Origin of the sequence: Sphingomonas sp. PP-F2F-G114-C0414, assembly GCF_003688595.1 — a bacterium.
In the GTDB taxonomy this organism is placed as follows: domain Bacteria; phylum Pseudomonadota; class Alphaproteobacteria; order Sphingomonadales; family Sphingomonadaceae; genus Sphingomonas.
The window spans coordinates 318,323-339,208 of sequence record NZ_RCWT01000010.1; the positions used below are offsets into that span (position 1 = coordinate 318,323).

Genomic DNA, 20,886 nt, shown 5'->3' on the forward strand with positions numbered 1-20,886 from the left:
GACCGTGTCGCCGACCTGGCGCTCGACGACCGGGGTTCGACGAATCCCGGTCGTCGGTAGCCACCATTACCGCGAGGAAACTATCGACGTCGCACGGCATGAATTGGCGGCGGCGGCACGATAGGCACGGGTAGTGCTGACCGCCTACCAGTCAGGCGTCGGCGTCTTTCGGTAAGCCTGGTCGATCGAAAATCATCGCGAAACTCAGCCCTTTGCCACAGTGTCCGGGCGAAATTTCAAATACGCCGCAGTGCGCGCGCGCGACCCTATCGACGATCGAAAGGCCGATGCCGGAGCCTTCCGCAAGAGCGCCATCAGCGCGCCAGAACCGGTCCTTCAATCGCGCGAGGTGCTCGGGCGGCACGCCGTCGCCGTCATCCGACACGCACAGACACCGATCTGGTCCGATACGCACGGTGATGGTCGTGCCGATCGGCGTGTGGCGCGCGGCGTTGTCGACGAGGTTTTCGAGCGCGAGCGTGACCGCGCCGGGATAGCCGAACATGCGGGTCGTACTACCCGTCCAGCGATCGTCGAGCGCGATGCTGCGGCCGCCGGCGATGATCGCGGCGGCGCGGTCGGTGACGACGGCGATGGCCAACGCAGCCAGATCGAGCGGTTCGCCGCTGTCCTCGATCGGCCGTTCGAGATCCGCCAGCGCAAGAAGCTGGCCGACGACCCGCGCCGCGCGATCGACCGAGGCAAGGATGCCGCCTCTGATGGCATCGTCATCGATCGCATCCGCGCGCAGCCTGACGATCGCCAGCGGCGTGCGAAGTTCGTGCGCGACGTCCGCTGCAAACGCGGTCTGTGCCTTGAAGCCCTGTTCCAGGCGATCGAGTGCCTCGTTGGTCGCCGCGGCTAGCGGTTCGACTTCGGATGGCAGCGTTCCAAGCGGCAACCGTGTCCCCAAGGTCCGTGGACCGATCGCCGCGGCGGTGGCCGATACCGCCGCCATGCGTCGCGTCAGGCGTCGGGTCAGCAGCGCGCCGATCAACGGCACCAGCGCGGCGATCGGCAGCACCAGGAGCGCAAAGCGTTTGAGGAAGGCGCTGACGATATCGTCGGTAATGACCTCGGGTGCCGCGCCGTCCTGCGACGCGACGATCCAGCGCCCCCCGGCGATCGGCACGCTGTACGCCTTGATCACGCCGCGGCGGAAGAAATGCGCGCCGTGGTCCATCGGTGCCGCCGCGATGATCCGCGGACGGGCGGGCCCCTTGGCCATGATGACCGCGCGATTGCGGTCGATGAGCGCGACCGCCATGCCGTCGGTCAGGGCATCGCTGCGCAGGGCGGTGGACGCGGGCAGCGCGTTCGCGACGATCGCGGCCTGCTGGCGGAGCAGCCGCCGCTGGTAATGGTCGGCGGTGCTGTGGAGCAGCATCGCGACACCGAGCGACAGCGCGATCGTCGCCACCAGCGCGGTGACGATGTGGAGCGCTATGAACTGGCCCAAAAGCGAGTGGGGCATTGATCGCGGCAGGCGCAGGCTCATGGCTTGGCGACGATGATGTAGCCGACGCCGCGCACCGTCTCGATCAGCGTGCCGCTCGCCGCCTCGTCGAGCTTTTTCCGCAGGCGGTGAACATAGACTTCGACCGCATTCGAGCCGAGGTCTCCGCCGAGCCCGAACAGATGGTCCTCGGCGATCCGCTTGGGCACGACGTTGCCCGCGCGCCGCAGCAGCAGTTCGAGCAACTCGGTCTCGCGCACCGATAGCGCGATCGTTGTGCCTTCGACATGCGCGACACGGATTTCGAGATCGAACGTCAGCCGTCCGCACGTCAGCGACCGGCCGAGATACCCACCCTGGCGGCGCAGCACGGCGAGCAGACGGGCATGCAATTCGTCAACGTCGAATGGTTTGACCAGATAGTCGTCGGCGCCCTCGTTCAACCCGCGGATCCGTGCGTCTATCGTGCCACGTGCGGTGAGGATCAGCACCGGGCGGGTATCGCCTCGTGCGCGCATCCGGTGGAGTAGCGCCAGCCCATCCTCGTCCGGCAGGCCGAGGTCGAGCAGGATTGCGGCATAATCGGCTTGTTGCAGAAAGGCGTCGGCTTCGTCGGCGCTGCGGGCCAGATCGACCGACAGGCCGCGCGGACACAACGCGGCCGTGAGGGCGTCGGCGAGCGCGCGGTCGTCCTCGATCAGCAATATCCGCATCGATGCCCCCCTGTCCGGTGCCCATGTCGCGCCTGTTTCGGTGCAGTGCAGCATCCGTAAGCGCGCTGTAAGCCAGCGACGCTACCGGCTCCAGTCTAATCCCCAAGGGGCTGATTATGCACGCATCGACGACACCTGAAACGCTCCCCCCGACTCGCTCGCTCTCGCGATCCGCGCAGATGCGCTGGCTGGGGATCGCGGCCGGCGTGATCGTCGGGCTAGTGTTGATCGTCGTGCTGATCGGCAAGCTTACGCATCACGAGCCGGCGCCTGCGCCCGTGTCGCCTGCCGGCACGTTCCGGCCGACCAAGGATCAGATGGCCGGGCTGACGACGATGCGCGTCGGCTATGGCGCATCCGATGCGCGGACGTTGGCGAGCGGCGCGATCACGGTCGATGGCGATCGCAGCACGCCGGTTTTGATGCCCTATTCGGGGCAGGTGGTGCGCGTGCTCGCGGATGCCGGGCAGCGCGTGACGCAAGGCCAGCCGCTGATGCTGGTGAAGACGAGCGATTTTGTCGATGCACGCAGCGGGTTGTTCGCGGCGCGTGCCGCCGCGCAGAACGCGCAGGCGCAACTCGCCACTGCGGAGCGTACCGCGGACCGCCAGCGGCAGATCTACGAGACAGCGGGCGGCGCGCTGAAGGATTATCAGCAGGCCAAGACCGATCTCGCCGCCGCGCAGGCGACCGCACGCACGGCCGCCGCGTCGCTCGGTGCCGCCCGCGACAAGTTGGCGATCCTCGGCAAGTCGCAGGGCGAGATCGCGCGCCTGGAGAATGTTGGCGAAGTTTCGGGCATCCACGACGTGACGACGCTGCATGCACCGATCTCCGGTCTGATCGCGTCGCGCGACGTATCGGCGGGGCAGTATCTGTCGCAGGGCGGCGACAAGCCGGTGATGACGATCACCGATCCGTCGCGCGTCTGGCTGATCGCGCAGCTCGCCGAGGGCGATGCCAGCGCTGTGCATCTCGGCGACAGCGTCACGGTGACGACGCCCGCGTTGCCGGGGCGCAGCTTCCACGCGACGATCGATCTGGTCGGCGCCGCGCTCGATCCGCAGAGCCACCGCCTACCGGTGCGCGCGACCATCGCCAACCCGGACGGCGCGCTGAAACCACAGATGTTCGCGAGCTTCTCGATCCAGCGCCCGCACAGCGGCGACGCGTTGCTGGTACCTGCGGCGGCCGTGATCCATGAAGGCGACGATGCGCGCGTGTGGGTGGTCCGGCCCGACGGCTTGCTGGTTGCGCGGAAAGTCACCGCGGGCGAGGAGCAGGATGGCAAGGTCACGATCACTGCGGGCCTTAAGTCCGGTGAGCGTATCGTCACCGCTGGCGCGCTGTTCGTCAACGAAGCCGGTCTCGGCGAATGAACCGGATCGTCGAATTCGCGCTGCGTCAGCGGCTGCTGATCGTCGGCATCTTCGTCGCCGTGCTGGTGGCGGGAGGCGTCGGCTTCTACAATCTCAACATCGAGGCGTATCCCGACCCGGTCCCGCCGATGGTCGAAATCATCACCCAGACCCAGGGTCTGTCGGCCGAGGAGATGGAGCGCAACGTCACCATCCCGATCGAGGTCGGCATGGCGGGCATCCCGCATCTGACCGCGATCCGCGCGATCTCGCTGTTCGGGCTGTCGGACATCAAGATCCAGTTCAGCTACGACCTGACCAACGATCAGGCCAAGCAGCAGGTCATCAACCGCCTCTCGCAGCTACCTCCGCTGCAGGGTGGTGCACAGCCAACTTTGTCCCCGACCAGCCCGGTCGGCGAGATCTTCCGCTACAAGATCACCGCGCCCAAGGGCTATTCGGTGATGGACCTCAAGACGTTGCAGGACTGGGTCCTCCAGCGCCGGTTCAAGCGGATCCCGGGCGTGATCGACGTCACCGGCTGGGGCGGCAAGCTGCGCACCTACGACGTGGTGATCGACAATGATCGCCTTGCCGCGCACAACGTGACCGTGTCGCAGGTGCTGGCGGCGCTCGCCAAGAGCGACGGCAATGTCGGCGGCCAGACGATCAACTTCGGTGCGCAGGCGGCGATCGTCCGCGGCATCGGCCTGATCCAGTCGGTCGGCGGCATCGAGAACGTGCTCGTCGGCACCGGCGGCGGCCAGCCGGTGTTGTTGAAGGACGTCGCGCACGTCCGCATCGGCAACGCGCCACGGCTCGGCATCGCCGGCTACAACGACCAGGACGACATCGTCCAGGGCATCGTCCTGATGCAGCGTGGCGCGCAGTCGATGCCGACGATCCTCGCCGTGCAGAAGGAAGTGTCCGACATCAACGCGTCGGGAATCCTGCCGCCAGGCGTGCATCTCGACCGGATCTACGATCGCTCCGACCTGATTCACCTGACGATCCACACCGTGCTGGAGAACATGGTGGTCGGCATCCTGCTGATCTTCGCGCTCCAGTGGATATTCCTGGGCAATCTGCGCAGCGCGATCATCGTCTCGGCGACGATCCCGTTCGCACTCGCCTTCGCGATCCTGATCCTGGTGTTACAGGGGGAAAGCGCGAACCTGCTTTCGGTCGGCGCGCTCGATTTCGGGCTCGTGGTCGATGCCTGCGTGATCATGGTCGAGAACATCTTCCGCCACATGGTCGAGCGGTCCGCGCATGTCGAAAGCGGCAAGGGCCATTATACCTTGGCCAACCGCTTTTCGGCGGTGCTGGGCGCCAGCTCGGAGGTCAGCCGCGGGATCTTCTTCGCCGCCGCGATCATCATCGCCAGCTTCCTGCCGCTGTTCACGCTCACCGGTGTCGAGGGCCACATCTTCGGGCCGATGGCGAAGACCTATGCCTATGCGATCACCGGCGGCCTGATCGCGACCTTCACGGTTGCGCCAGTGCTGGCGACGATGCTGCTGCCCGACAAATTGTCGGAAGTGGAAACGTGGATCGTCGGCAAGCTGCGCCGCGTCTACGAGCCGGCGGCGGCGTTCGCGCTGGGCAACCGGGTCGTCGCGATCGGTGGCGCGCTGCTGTTGATGCTGGTTGCTATGGTGGGCGTGCGTTCGCTCGGGATCGAGTTCCTGCCGCATCTCGAAGAGGGCAACATGTATATCCGCGCGACGCTGCCCGCGTCGGTCAGCCTCGAGGCGGGGCAGCCGGTGGTCAACGGCGTCCGCCGCATCCTGACGCAATATCCCGAGGTGCAGGCGGTCCTGTCCGCGCATGGCCGCCCCGACGACGGGACCGACTCCACCGGGTTCTTCAACGCCGAGTTCTTCGTGCCACTAAAGCCGTTCGACACCTGGCCGAGCGGCGTCACCAAGGAAACGCTGACCGAGGAACTGTCGAAGCGGCTTAGCGCCAAATATCCGGGCGTCGACTTCTCGTTCTCGCAGATCATCGAGGATAACGTCGAGGAGGCGGCGTCGGGCGTGAAGGGCGCGAACTCGATCAAGCTGTTCGGCCCCGACCTGACCACGCTCGAGAAATATGCCAACCAGATCAAGGCTCAGATGGGCAAGGTCCGCGGGATCGAGGACCTTGGCGTGTTCCAGTCGCTTGGCCAACCTACCGTGCGGATCGACGTCGATCGCGCGCGTGCCTCACGCTACGGCCTGACCCCCGACGACATCAACGCGACCGTCGCCGCGGCGATCGGCGGGCAGTCGAACGTCGATTTGTACGAGAAGGGCACCGATCGCCACTTCCCGATCGTCGTCCGCCTGAAACCCGAACAGCGCGATACGATCGACGCGATCCGCCGGATCACGATCGGTGCGCCGTCGCCCGATGGCGCGGGCACGATCCAGGTGCCGCTGTCTGAAGTCGCCGAGGTCAAGCTGACGACGGGTGCCTCGTTCATCTACCGCGAGCATCAGGAGCGCTACATCCCGATCAAGTTCTCGGTCCGCGGTCGCGATCTCGGCGGTGCGGTCGACGAGGCGCATGCGCGGATCAGCCAGACCGTGCACCTGCCACCCGGCTATCACCTCGAATGGGCGGGCGAGCTCGACAACCTCAACAACGCGGTCGCGCGATTGGAAGTGGTGGTGCCGATCAGCCTGCTGGTGATCCTGCTGCTGCTCTATGCGAACTTCGGCTCGATCCGCGACAGCCTGCTGGCGTTCTCGGCGATCCCAATGGCGATCATCGGCGGCGTGCTCGCACTCGCGCTGACCGGGACCGCGTTCAGCATCTCGTCGGCGATCGGCTTCGTCGCGCTGTTCGGGATCGCGGTGATGGACGGAATCCTGGTGGTCACGACCTATAACCACGCCGTCGACGAAGGGTTCGCGCGTGAGAATGCGCTCGCGACCACGGTGCGCCACAGCCTTCGCCCGGTGGTGATGACGTGCCTGGTGGCGGCGATCGGCCTGCTCCCCGCCGCGCTGTCGAGCGGGATCGGCAGCCAGGTGCAGAAGCCGCTCGCGCTGGTCGTTGTCGGGGGCATGACGCTCGCGCCGATCCTGATCCTGCTGGTGCTGCCGGTGCTGATCGCGCGCTTTTCGAAACGCGTGCCGCCCGAGGATCGTGGCGCACACGGGCGCGATGTTGGGCACCATCCCAATACTGACGGCCATACGGAGGCCACGGCATGAAGCGCTTCGCTATTCTCCTGCTTGCGGGCGTCACCAGCGCCTGCACGATGGGCCCGCGCAATCTCGACGCGCATGCCAGCGTGCCGCCGACCCTCGCCGCACAGACCTTCGCACCGTCCAGCGGCGCGGCGCAGGCTACTACGCTCGCGGCAGTGCCGGCTGAGTGGTGGCGAACCTTCGGCAGCGCGCAGCTCGACACGCTGGTGAGCGAGGCGCAGGCGCATGCGACCGATATCGCCGTGGCCGAAGCCACGCTCCGCCAGTACCGCGAGCAGGGTTCCGCCACGGCGGGCTCGGCGCTGCCTCAGGCCGACGTGAACTATCAGGCGGAGCGCACGCGGATCTCGAACGCGCTGTCGCCCGCGGTCGCGGACCAGAACCAGCAGCTCTACACGCTGCATACCGCGCAGGTGACGGTGAGCTACGCGCCCGACCTGTTCGGCGGTACCCGCTCGAAGATCCGTTCCGCGCGCGCCGCGACCGAGACGCAGCGCCAGCGGCTGGCGGCGGCGAAGACGACGGTCATCGCCAATCTGGTTGAGGCGGTGATCCAGCGCGCCTCGCTCGCCGATCAGATCGCCGCGGCGCAGACCGGGATCGCGGTCAATCGCGACATCCTGCAGACGTTGGTCAGGCGCCAGCAACTCGGCGCCGTCGGTGCCGCCGACGTCTCGACGCAGCAGGCCGCACTGGCGACCGCGGAGGGTGCGCTGCCACCGCTGGTGCGCGCCGAAGCGCATCAGCGTGTGGTGATCGGCACGTTGATCGGACGCTCGGCGGGATCGGACTTGCCGCCGTTGCCGACGCTAGCTTCGTTGACCCTGCCGCGTGACCTGCCGATGGTCGTGCCCTCCGATCTCGTCGCGCGTCGGCCCGACGTGCTGGCGGCACGCGCGCAGCTCGAAGGGGCAGGGGCCGACGTCGGCACCGCGATCGCCGCGCGCCTGCCGGCGATCTCGCTCAGCGGATCGGCGGGCGGGACGTCGGAACGGTTCGGCGACATGTTCAAGAGTGGCAACCCGTTCTGGACTCTGATCGGCGGAATTACGCAGCCGATCTTTCATGCGGGCGCGCTTCGTCATCAACAGCGTGCTGCCGAAGCGGCGCTGGAGGGGGCGAAGGCGCAGTATCGGGCGGCGGTGCTCGATGCGTTCGGCGACGTGGCCGATGCGCTGACCGGGCTGCGGACCGATGCCGATGCGCTCGACTCCGCGACGCGCGCGACCGATGCGTCGGGTCGTGCGCTTGGTTTCGTGCGGCGTCAGCTGGCGCTCGGCGACGTCGGTACGCCCGCCTTGCTCAACGCGACCGCGACCGACGCGCAGGCGCGATCGCAGGCGGTGCAGGCACGTGCCGCCCGGCTCTCCGATACGGTGGCGTTGTTTCAAGCGGCCGGGGGCGGCGTAGTCGGCGGATGATCGCCCGTCTTCGTCAGCCGCCCGGCTTTTCGATCCAGATCGTGGCGTGCGGCAGGTCGAGAACGATCCGCTTGCCGGCAAACGCATCCCAGCCGATCCAGCGCCCGCCTCGACCATCGTCATGGACGGGAAGCGTCAGCGCGCCGTATGTCACGGTACGAACGACGCTCGAGGGTTGGCGCGCCGCGTCCGCATGGAACGGGATCGGGCTATCACCCCATGCCGCACTGTAGCCGTCGGTCGTGAGCGTGAGGCGGAGTGGAACGGAGCGGTTGCCCAGCGACGCCATGTCGGATTTGCCTACCGCAGCGATCCGGCCCGTACCAAAATCGAGCCGCAGCATTTCCTGCGTCAGCACATCGCGGCCGACGTCCAGCATCGTGCCGTCCGGTGCGACCGCGCCGAACTTCGCCTGCGAGATCGGCCGATACGTCGCGCGCAGCTTGACGTCGATGGTGGGGCGCAACGGGAGCGCGTCGGTCGTCGCGGTCCGCGCGGCGTGATCGGGCATATGCGGCAGACGCTTGGCGAGCGGCTCGGCGATCATGGTCGTCGCGGCATCGGGATCTAGGACGGCCTTCACGGCGATCGTCCGGACCATCGCGGCGACGTGAAGACCCGATTGCGTGACCAGGATCTGGTCGGATTGCAGAGTATGCCAGACGGGCATGGACAACATCCTCGGTACGGATGTCGCGACGGGGCGAGGTCTTTCGCCTTCCGAAGAGGATACGCCGCCGGTTGGATCCCGGTTTGCCGAGGAGCCAGACGACGACGCGTCGCGACGATGCCACCCGATGCCGCGATCGTCTTACAAGCGCCTTACGCGGCGCGCGAACGTCCTATCATCCTACCATAAAAGCGGGCGGATCACGCGGCGAACACGTGATCCGCCCGGTTCTCAGAAGCCCTTCTTCAACGAGATGAACACCTGACGCGGCGTGCCGGCCAGCAGCGTCTGGTTGTCGCCGCTGGCGGTGAACCCGTTCGTGCCGACCGTCGAGATATACTTCTTGTCGGTCAGGTTGGTGACGCTGCCGAGGATCGACACGCCGTGTAGCGCACCCTCACCCTCGAAGCGGTAGCCGATGCTGGCATCGACCAGCACGCGGCCCGGCACCGACTGATCGTTGAGATAGGTGAAGTAGCGCTTGCTCATGTAATCCGCGCCGACCCGACCGGTGAAGCCGGACTGTTCGACGACGATCTCGCCCTTGAGCATGTGCTCGGGGCTGTCGACCGCCATCTTGCCATCGGTCGCGACGAGGACCGCGCCGCTCGCCGACAGCACGTCGTCGGCGTATTTCGACTTGTTGTACGAGTAGCTGGCGAACAGCGAGAGTGGCGTGAAGATGCGGTAGTTGACCGCGACCTCGGCGCCATAGGTGTGGACGCTGCCGACGTTGTTCAGCGTCGCCGGATTGCCGATGATCCCGGCGCCGTTGGAGAAGCCGAGCAGGCGGTTCGAGAAGTCGATGTAATAGCCGACCGCCGACGCCTGGAACGGGCCTTCGCGGAAGCGAAGCCCGCCCTCGGCCGTCTTCGACCGCTCGGGCTTCAGCTGGCCCCGGATCGCGTCGAACCCGGCCTGAGTCGTCGAGAACGGACCGGTCGTCGCTGACGAGACATAGGCGCGGACGTTCTCCTTATAGTCCGCGAACAGCTCGGCACCCGGGGTCAGCTTGAACAGGATCCCGGCCTGTGGCTGGAACCAGTCCTTCGCACTGATCTTGCCGACCGCCAGTGGCGAGGCGGTTGCGGGCAGCATGATCGCGCGATTGGTGACGTAGAACCCTTTCCAGCCGGCGTTGAGGACCAGACGGTCGTCGGCAAGTCGGATCGTGTCGCCGACATGATACTGGATCGTGTCGGTGGTGTATTTGCCGTCCCACTGCGTGGCATACGGGTTGCTCTGGAACTCCAGCGTATCGCGGTTCGGCGTGGCGCTGTCGGTCATCCCGTAGAACCGGCGCGCCTGCGTAAAGGTGTTCGTCTCATACCAGCCGCCCAGTTCGAGCGTGTTGGCGCCGTGGACGTAGGCGAGGTTGGTGAGCGCACCGCCGCGCTTCATCGCATATTCGGTGGTGCGGAAGCCGAGCGGGCTGGCTGCGGTGATCGGCGTGCCGTCGGCGTTCGCCGCGCCCGCGGGGGTCGGCGAATAGGGCGTGATCCACGACCCCTGACCCTTGTTGTCGTGATAATAGCCGGTCGTGGTCAGCGTGAGTTCGGGCGTCAGGTTGGCGTCGAACGTGACGCCGCCGAGATAATCGCGGCGCAGACCGCCGGCATCGTAATAGGCATCATCGACCGTACCGAAGCCGGCCGGGAAGGTGGTGCCGACGCCAGCCCAGGGTTGCGCGGTGCCCCCTGCGACTGCCGCCTGGTTCTGTGCGACCTTCGCGATCTGCAGCGCCAACGGGTAGTTGTCGGCGATGTTGTCGTTGCGCAGCCCGCGGCGGCGGATGATGTCGAGGCTGAGATCCTGATAATCCTGCTCGCGGCGATCCGAGAAGTTCAGGAACGCCGTCAGCGAGCCGAGGCTGCCCAGATCCTTGACGATCTTGCCGTTAGCCTGATGCTGACGCTGGACGCCGTCGCCCTTCCACTTGTCGGTCGAGAGAAAGCCGTAGCTCAGATAGCCCTTGAGCCCGCCGCCGAGATCACCGCTGTCGACCCGGGCGAACGCGCGGTAGGTGTTGTCCGACCCATAGGTGCCGCCGCCGGTGACGTTCATGACGTCGCGCGGCTTGTCGCTGAAGAACTCGATCGTGCCGCCGAGATTGCTGGTCGAGGCGGTGCCGAGAGCGCCGGCACCCTGTGCGACGTCGGTCCGCGCGACGTTCTCGGAGATGATCGCGCGGCTGATGTGCAGGCCGTTGACGTTGCCGTAGCTCATGTCGCCGAGCGGCACGCCGTCGAGCGTGAAGCCGAGCTGGTTCTGGTTGAACCCGCGCAACGAGATGCGGACCGCCCATTCATACGCGCCGAACGGGTCGGACGCCTGCAAATTGACGCCGGGAAGCTTCTCGATCGCCTTCAGTGGGCTAGATCCCGGCGTCAGGCGCGCGATGTCGGCGGCGCTGACGCTCTGGACCTGGCGGCTCTGGCCGAACCCGAGCACGACGATGTCGCCACCCGCGCCGTCCGTTCCAGGTGCCGTTGCCGTCGCCGACGCGTCGGTCGCCAGCGTGGCCGATGGATCGGTGGCGGTCTGTGCCGAGAGTGGTGCGGCGAACGCACACGCTGCGACGGCATATGGGGCGGCGCCCGCGAGCAGGCTGGAAAGACGGTTCATGGTGTGTCCCCAAGCCGCTCTAGTGCAGCTTCGCGTTCGCCATTGCCGTCGGACGTTACGGGCTCGCGACGCTTCGATGACGCTTCGGCGACAATCGTATTTTATCCTGGAAGGGCCGCGGCGGGGGGTGTCGGCGGCGCCTAGTTCGGATCGACGTTCAGTTTGAGAGCACTTTTCTTCGTCATGCCAATGCCCTTCCTTGTTCTCCCGCGAAGGCGGGAGTCCAGGCTGGATCCCCGCCTTCGCGGGGACACACGTCTTGCTTGCTCGAAAGGGATAGTCGTCGAAGCCGTCCGGCATGACGGAGAACAGAGCGGATTTTAGCGGTCCGAACCGAAGCTCGATCCGTGCTCGATCAGCCGGCGTCGAACAGCAGGGTCGTCACCGATCTCGGCGCTGCATCGATCCTGCCGTCGCGGGGAACGCCGACGCTGACCGCCTGATGGCGCGCGTCGGTGACGACGATGTCACGCAGGGTCGCGTGCGGAAGCGCGACGGACAAACGCCGCATGATTGATCCGCCATTCACATGCACGAGCACGATCTTGCGCCCGTCTGCCGACATCGCGCCGACCGTATCGGGATCGTCGACCGGAACCAGACGATAGCCGGGCCGGATGTAGCGGCTGAACGAGGCCATCGCCCAGTATTTTGGCGAGATCCGGATCGGATGCGGCGCGGACGGTGCGGCCGCGAGGTCCATCTTGACGAGCCCCCAGTTCGACCCGGGCTTGCCGTCCTTCGCACTGAGATTTTCGACCGCCTGCCAGAACACCCAGGCCGCGGGCTCCAGTCGTTTGAGATCGCCGACGACATGCTCGGCAAAGGCCAGAGCCGAGGCCATGTCGGAGAAGGATTCGGGGTCCTTGTCGAGCGGTGTGTCGTCTTCGCTCATCCACAACCGGATACCCGACGCGCGGGCGATATCGCGCACCGCGGTCTGGTGGACGGTGCCGTAGCTGTGGACGTTGAGTTGGCCGATCCGGGCGCGGGTTGCGGCTGGATATCCGGCCCAATCGGTCACGAAGAGGTGCGAATTGGTCTCGTCCGGGGCGGCGATCCGGGTCTTCAACCCCGCCGCCTTCAGCGCGTCGTCGGAGGCATCGATCATCGCCGCCTGGCGCGCGGGCGACCAGTGCGCGCCCTCCTGCGTGTTCGCCGCGAACCAATAGTCGGTGTTGGGCTCGTTGACCGGCGACAGCGTCCGGAAGCGGATGTGATGGCGCCGCTCGAGCTCGCCGACGACGCGCGCGAGATACTGGGCGAACGGGCGCTCCTGTCCGGCGCGGAGGTTGTCGTCGGTGCCTTTGACTGCGCCGGAGACTTTGCCGCTGACGGTCATGAACCAGGGGGGCGAGTTGGAGAACGCCTCGAAGATCGGCGACCGCACGCGGCGGCGGATCGCGTCGAGCCACCAGCGCTGGTTGGCATCCGCGGACCAGTTCCACATCGCCGGATCGTCGGGTCGCCACCAGTCGGCCCCGACCGCGCCTGCCGGTTGGCGCCAGAACCCCGGCACTGCCGCGCCAGTGCGGAGATAGGGCGTAGTTGTTGCGGCACCGCCGCCACCGATGTTGTAGCGTGCGATCGTCCAGCCGAGGCCGTCCTTGCCGTAGAACAGGTCGGCAAGCCGCGCGCGCGTTGCATCGGGATAGCCGCCGGTGACGTTGGCGAACCAGGCGAGCGCGGTGCCCCAGCCTTCGAACACGGTGCCGGGACGATCGACCGCCGGCCGGATCGTCAGCGCGACGCTCGGCTCGGCGGATGGTGGGGACGATACGGTTTGGGCGGCAAGAGGCGTCGCGACCAGCGCGAGGCTTGCGATCAGGTGGCGGATCATGCCGCGGTCAACCGGTACAGCCCGGCACCGTGGGACGGCAGTCGTCGCGTGATGCGCGTTTTGGCGACACCCGTATCCGTGCGGGTCCAGAGATCGCGGACCTTGGCGGCGCCGTCGATCCCGAGCATCGTGAGATCGACCGAGACGTCGCGTGCGGCCTTGCCGGTATTGAACAGCGCGAGATAGGTGCCCGCACCGGCGGTAGGACGCGCCGACCAGACGCGCGTGTCGTCCGCGACGAAATGCGGCTGGTTGTCGCGGCTCGCCTGATTCACCGCGATCACTTCGGGATTGGTCAGCAACGCGAGGGTGGGCGCGTCGAGATGACGCAGATCGCCGCCCATGATCAGCGGCGAGCGGGCGATCGACCAGAGCGTCATCAGCGTCCGCTGTTCGTCGGGCGTGAACTTGGTATCGCGTTCGCCGAGCGACAGACGACCGAGCGGCAGCATGTCGGCATCTGGCCAGCCGCCGATCCGCCGGTGCGCGTTCCAGTTTTCGAGCCGGGTGAACTGCGCTTCCAGCATCGGCCAGCTGTCCCAGAAATCGTCCGATATCCGCCACATCTGGGCATGTCGGGCGACGTGATCGGCGCGCGGTACGGGGGTTTCGCCGGGCGACAGGCTGAGTATGATCGGACGGCCGGTCTTGCGGATCGCGGCGGCGGCGGCCTCGATTTCGGGGGCGTGTGCATCATAGGGGCGGCTCATGTCATCCATCTTGACGAAATCGACGCCCCAGGATGCGAACAGCGCGAACACGCTGTCGTAGTAGGCCTGCGCGCCAGGCCTGGTCATGTCGACGCCGTACATGTCGGGGTTCCACGGGCAGGTGCTCGACGTGTCGGCGATCGCGCGCGCGGTGGTCTTCGTGCCGAGTACGGGCAGGTCGCGCTCGACTGCCAGGCGGGGAATGCCGCGCATCAGGTGGACGCCGAACCGCAGTCCCAGCGTGTGCACCGTGTCGGCAAGTTTGCGGAACCCCGTGCCGTCGGCACTCGACGGAAAGCGGTTGGGGGCGGGGATCAGGCGGCCATAGGCGTCGAGGCTTGGTTTTGGGGCGGCGTTGTACGTGTAGCTCTTGGCGTCGGGCTCGTACCACTGGATGTCGACGGTGAAGATGTCGTAGCCGGACGGGAGCAGGGTTCGCGCCATGATCCGCGCCGTCTCGATCGCCTGTGCCTCGGTGATCGTGGTCGCGAAACTGTTCCAGCTGTTCCAGCCCATCGGCGGGGTCGGCGCGAGCGTCGGCCCTGCGGTCCTGGCGGCGATGGGGGCTGGAGCGAGCGAGGCGAGTCCAAGTCCAGCGCTGCCGGACAGCATCGTGCGGCGCGTAATCGTCATGCTCTCGTCTCCCGTTCGCAGGTCGCGCGCTCGAGGCTGCGATCCTTTTCATGACTTGTCAGACTAGTGCGTCGATCGGGAAGGTCAACGTGGTCGCGCGTATATGGAGGGCCAGGGCTTGAGGCAGGTCTGAAGCTGGGAATGGCTCTTCAGGCGACTCGCACGGAGTCAGCTGCGCAAAGACAATTCTGTATCCGCTTGGGCCTGGGCGATCAGTGCCATCGTTGCGGCACGCGCGCCCGCGGGATCGCTTTCGGCGATGGCGTCGAACAGCGCACGGTGCTGCGGCATCGAGTCGCTTGGCTTGCGGGTCTGGCGATGCTTGAAGATCGTCGTCCACCGCACGGCGGCGCCGATACTGCCCGCCAGACTGACCAGCAGTTCGTTCTGCGTCGCCTCGAGGATGACGTGGTGGAAGGTCTGGTCCGCCGCCTGGCCGATCGGGCTGGCGAGACCGTGTTCCTGCATCTGCTCCAACGCGTGCCCCATCCGAGATACGTGGCGCGAGGTCCGCAGCGCGGCGGCGAACTCGGCTGCGGCGGGTTCGACGATCAGGCGGAGCTGGAACAGGCTGTGGACGAAGCCGACCGCGGGCTCGCCCTCGAACATCCAGGCGAGCACGTCGGGATCGAGCAGATTCCACGAGGCACGCTCGCGGATCCGGGTGCCGGCCTTCGGCTTGCTTTCGAGCAGGCCCTTGGCGCTGAGCATCCGCAACGCCTCGCGGACGAGGCTGCGCGAGACGCCGCGCTGTATCGCGATCTCGTGCTCGCCGGGAAGCACCGACCCGACCGGGTGCACGCCGGTGACGATCGCAATGCCGAGCTCGCGCGCCAATTGCGTGTGCGAGGGCCGTCCCCGTGGTGCGTCAACCATGTCCATCCATCCCCGTTACGCTGTGTCGCACGCTTCGTCACGACACAGCCACCGTTGGTACCGTGCCGCAACTGCGATCACGCATCGTACAAAAAATAGCACTTGTCCTACAATACCAAGTTGGTAATAAGTCAGACAACAGACCGACAAGCAGGGTTTCGGCCCTCGACGTGACGGCAGTATATTGATGGGGAGGATCGTACATGGTTCCGTTTCGTACGCGCATGCTGATTGGCGGATCACTGGTCGTAATCGCGGGCATCGCGATGCCTGCCGCCACGCCGGCGTTCGCGCAGACTGCCCCTTCGCCCGTGCCGCCGCCGGTTCCCGCGCAGACCTCCCCCGACCAGCAGCGTGGCACGCTGAATGCCGACCAGGCCGCCGCGCAGGGCGTCTCGAACGACGACATCGTCGTGACCGGCGTTCGCGAGAGCCTTCGGTCCGCGCAGGCGATCAAGCGCAAATCCGACCAGATCGTCGACTCGGTCAACGCGCAGGATATCGGCAAGCTTCCCGATGCCAACACGGTCGAGGCGTTGCAGCGGATCACGGGCGTCCAGATCCAGCGCCGCTACGGCGAAGGCGCGACCGATTTCGATCACCGGACGCAACCGGCGATCACCGTCCGCGGCCTGACCCAGGTCAGCAACTTCATCGATGGTCGCGCTGCCATCTCCGCGTCGGGCGGTCGCACGCTCGATCTCGAAGCGGTGCCGCCCGAATTGCTGTCGGGTATCGACGTGTTCAAGAACCCGCCCTCGTCGACGATCGAGGGTGACGTCGCGGGTGTCGTCAACATCCGCACGCGCCTGCCGTTCGATTCGCCGGGCCAGTTGGTCAGCGCCACGCTGAAGGGCAATTATTACGACCGTGCAGACAAGTTCGGCGGGTCGGGATCGGCGCTATACAGCAACCGCTTCCAGACCGGCGTCGGCGAGATGGGCATCCTGCTCAACGCCAGTTACGCAAAGAGCGCCTATCGCCAGGACGCGTTGCTGATCGGCCAGTTCGGCCCCGCCCCGAAGACCAGCAATATTCCCGGCGCCCCCGCCAATGCGCAGGTGCCGTTCGGCGAGCAGATCTACGACGATGGCGGCAACCGCAATCGACTGGGCATCGCCGGCGCGTTCCAGTGGCAGGCCGCGCCCAACTTCCTGTTGACGGCGCAGGCGCTCTATTCGCGGTACAAGTTCGCCCGTCAGGGCAAATATTATTACTTCAACAACAACGGCAACGCGGCAACGACGCCGACCGACGGCGCGGCGTTCACGTTCGATTCGGCCGGCTATGCGACGTCGGGTTCGCTGTCGAACCAAGTGTTCGAATCCGCGCGGTACGATCAGGATCTGACGAACACGACGGGTAACTATACGCTGAATGCGAAGTGGGATGTCACCGACCGGCTGCACATGAAGTTCGATGCGCAGTATCTGAAGTCGTCCTATGATGCCGATCGCAATGGCTTCGTCGTCTCGCTGTACGACCAGACCGGGCAGACCCCGTATTCGGCCAAGAACCAGAGCATCGTCGATTTCGATCTGCGCGGATCTCGTCCGGTGTGGAACGTGCGCAACCCGGGCCTGCTGGCGGATCCGAACAACTATGCCTTCACCTACATCGCGGATTCGATCACGCGGAACGATGCGGACCAACTCGCGCTGCAATACGACCTCGAATATGATGTCGAAGGCAGCGTACTGCAAAAGCTGCGCATCGGTGCGCGGTATGCCGACAGCACCGTCGATCTGCGTGGCACGTGGAATGCCTATTGCCTGCTGCCGACCGGTCCCAATCCAAGCTGCTCGTCAGCTGCTGGCATTCCCTTCGTTCCGGTTTCCGCGCATCCCGAACTGACGATGGGCGGGCCTTCGAAAAACTTCTTCGATGGCAAGACGCTGCCGGGTGGGATCGTCTATCCGAGCTTTGCCGCGGGCAGCGGATTGTTCGACAGTATCACCAAGACCGAAGCGCTGTTCGGCGGCACGTCGAAGACCGCGTTCACCCCGGGCGACCTCAATCACCAGACCGAGCGCACCGTCGCCGGTTACGTGATGGCGGACTACGAGACCGCGATCGCCGGGCTCAAGATCGACGGCACGGCAGGTGTGCGTGTGGTGCAGACCAAGACCGGATCGCAGGGGACGGTCTTCAACAGCGACGGGACGCTCGCGCCGCTCGAAGTGAACCGCCAATACACCAAGGCGCTGCCGAGCTTCAATTTGCGCGCGCATCTGACCGAGAAGCTTCAGGCGCGCTTCGCGTTCAGCAAATCGTTCGCGCGGCCGAATTTCGATCAGCTGTCGACCAACGTCACGCTCAACGCGGCGACGGTCGTGAGCCCGATCACGGGCCGACCCAGCGGTGGCTCGGGCAATCCGTATCTGAAGCCGATCACCTCGACCAATTTCGACGGCACGCTCGAATGGTATTTCGCGCCGACCGGCTCGTTCACGTTCGGGGCGTTCTACAAGAAGGTCGACGGGTTCCTGGCGGGCGGTACGGTCGTCCAGACGTTCAACGGCACCGCCTACGACATCGGCACGACGGTCAACACGGGCAAGGGTAACATTAAGGGCTTCGAGACCGCCTATCAGCAGTTCTTCGACTTCCTGCCGGGCGCGTTGAAGGGCCTCGGAATCCAGGCCAACTACACCTTCGTCGACAGCAGCGTTTCGAACCCGTTCGCAACCACCGGGTCGGCGATCCCGACGCAGGTGCCGCTCGAGAAGCTGTCGAAGCACAGCTACAATCTGGTCGGACTGTACGAAAAGGGTCCGATCACTGCGCGTCTGGCGTGGAGCTGGCGCGGCAAGTATCTTGACACGACGTCGGGCAGCGGCGCGAACGGTATCCCGCAGTATCAGAAGCCCTATGCCTCGCTCGACAGCTCGATCAGCTACAACATCAACGAACATTTCGCCTTCTCGGTGGATGCAGTGAACCTGACCAACCGGATGAACGTGACATATATCGGCACGACCAGCCAACCGCTGCAGTACACGCTCAACGATCGCCGCTTCGGCTTCTCGTTGCGCGCCACCTACTGACCTTCCCGTCCTCCTCTGCCGGCGTGGCGTTCCCCTGCCACGCCGGTATTTTTTCGGATATGAATTCGGTCATGACGATCCAGCAAAGGACCGCGGACCACAATGTGTCGGTCCAGTATATCGGAAACGAGCGCGAACCCGTGGTCGTCGTCGATCGCGCGTTGGGAAACGTCGACGGCATGGTCGATTATGCCGCGACACGCTCGACATTCGCGGGCGCGGCGTCGGTCGGTATCGGCTATCCGGGGCTGCTCGGGCCAGCGCCCGCCGACTATATCGATCGGATGGTCCGCCTCGTACTACCGTTGATCGCGGAGTATTTCGCTGTCGGCGCTGTGATGCCGGTGCGGGCGCGCGGCAATTTCTCGCTCGTGACGACCGATCCGACCGCGTTGACGCCGGACCAGCGCGTGCCGCACGTCGATGCTGTCGACCGGCTTCAGTTCGCGACGGTGCATTATCTGTGCGGCGAACGGCACGGCGGTACGGGCTTCTTTCGCCACCGCGCCACTGGGTTCGAAACCGTCGATGCGGCGCGGGCGGCGGGGTATCAGGCCGCGCTCGACGACGAGATGACCGACCCGGCCAACCTCCCCACCGGCTATCCCGGCGCGATCGACGATCCGTTGTTCGCGCGGATCCACGAAGTCGCGGCAATGCCAGACCGGCTGATCCTCTACCGCGCCGCGTTGCTGCATTCGGGGCTGATCGACACGGTCGATGCCGCCGCGGCGGATCCGCGACGCGGGCGCCTCACCGGCAATCTCTTTCTCACGGGCCGGACCGCGGCATGAGCGATCGGGCCTTGCGCAGCATCGCGATCATCGGGGGCGGTACCGCGGGATGGATGGCGGCGGCAGCGGTGGCGCGGGTGCTTGGCACGCACAATGTCGCGGTCACGCTGGTCGAATCCGAGGAGATCGGCACCGTCGGGGTCGGCGAGGCGACGATCCCGCCGATCCAGGCGTTCAACGCGCTGCTCGGGATCGACGAGGATGCCTTCGTCAAGGCGACGATGGGCAGCTTCAAGCTCGGGATCGAGTTCGTCGACTGGCTGCGGCCGGGCACGCGCTATTTTCATCCGTTCGGCGTCTACGGCACCGATATCGGCGCGGTGCCGTTCGAGGGATTGTGGCACCGGCTGCGCGCGCAAGGCCTGGCCGATCCGCTGGAGGCGTACTCGATCTGCGCACAGGCGGCGAAGGACGGGCGGTTCATGCGGCCGCTGACCGATGGCGGGAACACGCCGCTGCACCGGATCGGCTATGCATTCCACTTCGACGCGTCGCTGTATGCGCGGTTTCTCCGCACGCATGCCGAAGCGGCCGGCGTCGTGCGGCGCGAAGGGCGCGTCGTCGACGTCGCGCTCAGGGCGGTCGACGGATTCATCGAGGCCGTCACGCTGGCGTCGGGCGAGCGGATCGAGGCGGACCTGTTCGTCGACTGCTCGGGGTTTCGATCGCTGCTGTTGGGCGAGACGCTCGGCACCGGCTTCGAGGACTGGTCGCACTGGCTGCCCAACGATCGCGCCATCGCCGTGCCGACCGCGTCGAACGGGCCACCGACGCCGTTTACCCGGTCGACCGCGCGCGCCGCGGGCTGGCAGTGGCGGATCCCGCTGCAACACCGCACCGGCAATGGCTATGTGTTCTCCAGCGATCATCTGTCGGAGGACGAGGCGACCGCGACCTTGCTCGCCAGCCTCGACGGCGAACCGCTTGCCGATCCGCGGACGCTGCGGTTTCGCACCGGGCGGCGCGATGCGTTCTGGGTCAAGAACTGCGTCGGGCTCGGCCTGTCGAGCGGGTTCCTCGAGCCGCTCGAATCGACCAGCATCCATCTGATCCAGGCTGGGATCGCGCGGTTGCTGGAGATGCTGCCGAACCGCGATTTCGAGGCGGCCGACATCCGCCGTTACAACCGGCTGATGACCGCGGAATATGACAGCATCCGCGACTTCATCATCCTCCATTTCCACGCGACCGAGCGTGCCGACACGCCCTATTGGGATCACGTCCGGACGATGGCGGTCCCGGAGACGCTCGCCGAACGTATCCGGATCTACCAGGCGACCGGACGCGTGTTCCGCGAGTCCGACGACCTGTTCAGCAAGACGAGCTGGTTGGCGGTGATGGACGGGCAGGGGCTGCGCGCCGAGGGGTTCGATCCGCTCGCGGCGAGCCTGTCGATCGACGACGCACAGGCCCGACTGGCGCGGATCGCCGCGGTGACCGCGGCGGCGGCGGCGCGGATGCCGCCGCACGCACACTTTATCGCGCGTCATTGCGCCGGCGCGATTGCGTCGCGGACGTAAAGCGATAATGTCCGACAAAT

13 protein-coding genes are annotated in these 20,886 nt (G+C 66.2%); 6 read left to right on the forward strand and 7 right to left on the reverse strand.

Annotated features, from left to right (window positions below; translation table 11 throughout):
• Positions 1–151: 151 nt before the first annotated feature.
• On the reverse strand, positions 152–1,459 hold the full coding sequence (locus C8J47_RS06480; RefSeq protein ID WP_259467407.1) for a cell wall metabolism sensor histidine kinase WalK: 1,308 nt from the start codon (positions 1,457–1,459) through the stop codon (positions 152–154).
• Positions 1,460–1,494: 35 nt separating this feature from the next.
• Positions 1,495–2,169 carry a response regulator gene (locus tag C8J47_RS06485; RefSeq protein ID WP_121884964.1) on the reverse strand — a complete coding sequence of 225 codons (675 nt, stop codon included), beginning with the start codon at positions 2,167–2,169 and terminating at the stop codon, positions 1,495–1,497.
• 116 nt (positions 2,170–2,285) lie between these two features.
• On the opposite strand from C8J47_RS06485, the gene C8J47_RS06490 reads away from it, so the two are divergent.
• From C8J47_RS06490 to C8J47_RS06500, 3 genes are read left to right on the forward strand one after another with little or no spacing between them, the layout of a single operon-like run.
• Positions 2,286–3,548: an efflux RND transporter periplasmic adaptor subunit gene (locus tag C8J47_RS06490; RefSeq protein ID WP_121884965.1), complete on the forward strand. Its 1,263-nt coding sequence runs from the start codon at positions 2,286–2,288 to the stop codon at positions 3,546–3,548.
• Entirely contained in the window at positions 3,545–6,733 is a 3,189-nt protein-coding gene (locus C8J47_RS06495; RefSeq protein ID WP_121884966.1) for an efflux RND transporter permease subunit, read from the forward strand. The genes C8J47_RS06490 and C8J47_RS06495 overlap by 4 nt, the downstream gene beginning before the upstream one ends.
• On the forward strand, positions 6,730–8,151 hold the full coding sequence (locus tag C8J47_RS06500; RefSeq protein ID WP_121884967.1) for an efflux transporter outer membrane subunit: 1,422 nt from the start codon (positions 6,730–6,732) through the stop codon (positions 8,149–8,151). The genes C8J47_RS06495 and C8J47_RS06500 overlap by 4 nt, the downstream gene beginning before the upstream one ends.
• A gap of 13 nt (positions 8,152–8,164) precedes the next feature.
• Here the strand turns inward: C8J47_RS06500 and C8J47_RS06505 are convergent, their stop codons facing one another.
• The 5 genes from C8J47_RS06505 to C8J47_RS06525 form a co-directional block, all read right to left on the reverse strand.
• Positions 8,165–8,821 (reverse strand): hypothetical protein, encoded by a 657-nt coding sequence (locus C8J47_RS06505; protein ID WP_121884968.1) that lies wholly within the window; start codon positions 8,819–8,821, stop codon positions 8,165–8,167.
• A 231-nt stretch (positions 8,822–9,052) separates the two neighbouring features.
• The gene (locus C8J47_RS06510; RefSeq protein WP_183129040.1) at positions 9,053–11,446 is read right to left on the reverse strand and encodes a TonB-dependent receptor; all 2,394 of its coding nucleotides are present in this window, start codon (positions 11,444–11,446) and stop codon (positions 9,053–9,055) included.
• 355 nt (positions 11,447–11,801) lie between these two features.
• Positions 11,802–13,286 carry a glycoside hydrolase gene (locus tag C8J47_RS06515; protein WP_121884969.1) on the reverse strand — a complete coding sequence of 495 codons (1,485 nt, stop codon included), beginning with the start codon at positions 13,284–13,286 and terminating at the stop codon, positions 11,802–11,804.
• A complete protein-coding gene (locus C8J47_RS06520) occupies positions 13,283–14,629 on the reverse strand; it encodes a glycoside hydrolase family 27 protein (protein WP_121884970.1) in 1,347 nt (448 codons plus the stop codon). The genes C8J47_RS06515 and C8J47_RS06520 overlap by 4 nt, the downstream gene beginning before the upstream one ends.
• Positions 14,630–14,797: 168 nt before the next feature.
• Complete coding sequence (locus C8J47_RS06525) at positions 14,798–15,505, reverse strand: FadR/GntR family transcriptional regulator (RefSeq protein ID WP_056050470.1); 708 nt, start codon at positions 15,503–15,505, stop codon at positions 14,798–14,800.
• Positions 15,506–15,708: 203 nt separating this feature from the next.
• Here C8J47_RS06525 and C8J47_RS06530 point away from each other — a divergent pair, with 203 nt between their 5' ends.
• The 3 genes from C8J47_RS06530 (at position 15,709) to C8J47_RS06540 (ending at position 20,866) form a co-directional block, all read left to right on the forward strand.
• A complete protein-coding gene (locus C8J47_RS06530; RefSeq protein WP_259467408.1) occupies positions 15,709–18,552 on the forward strand; it encodes a TonB-dependent receptor in 2,844 nt (947 codons plus the stop codon).
• Between the two features lie 71 nt (positions 18,553–18,623).
• On the forward strand, positions 18,624–19,346 hold the full coding sequence (locus tag C8J47_RS06535) for a DUF6445 family protein (protein ID WP_147454293.1): 723 nt from the start codon (positions 18,624–18,626) through the stop codon (positions 19,344–19,346).
• Complete coding sequence (locus C8J47_RS06540; RefSeq protein WP_121884972.1) at positions 19,343–20,866, forward strand: tryptophan halogenase family protein; 1,524 nt, start codon at positions 19,343–19,345, stop codon at positions 20,864–20,866. Before C8J47_RS06535 ends, C8J47_RS06540 begins: the two co-directional genes overlap by 4 nt.
• Positions 20,867–20,886: the final 20 nt, after the last annotated feature.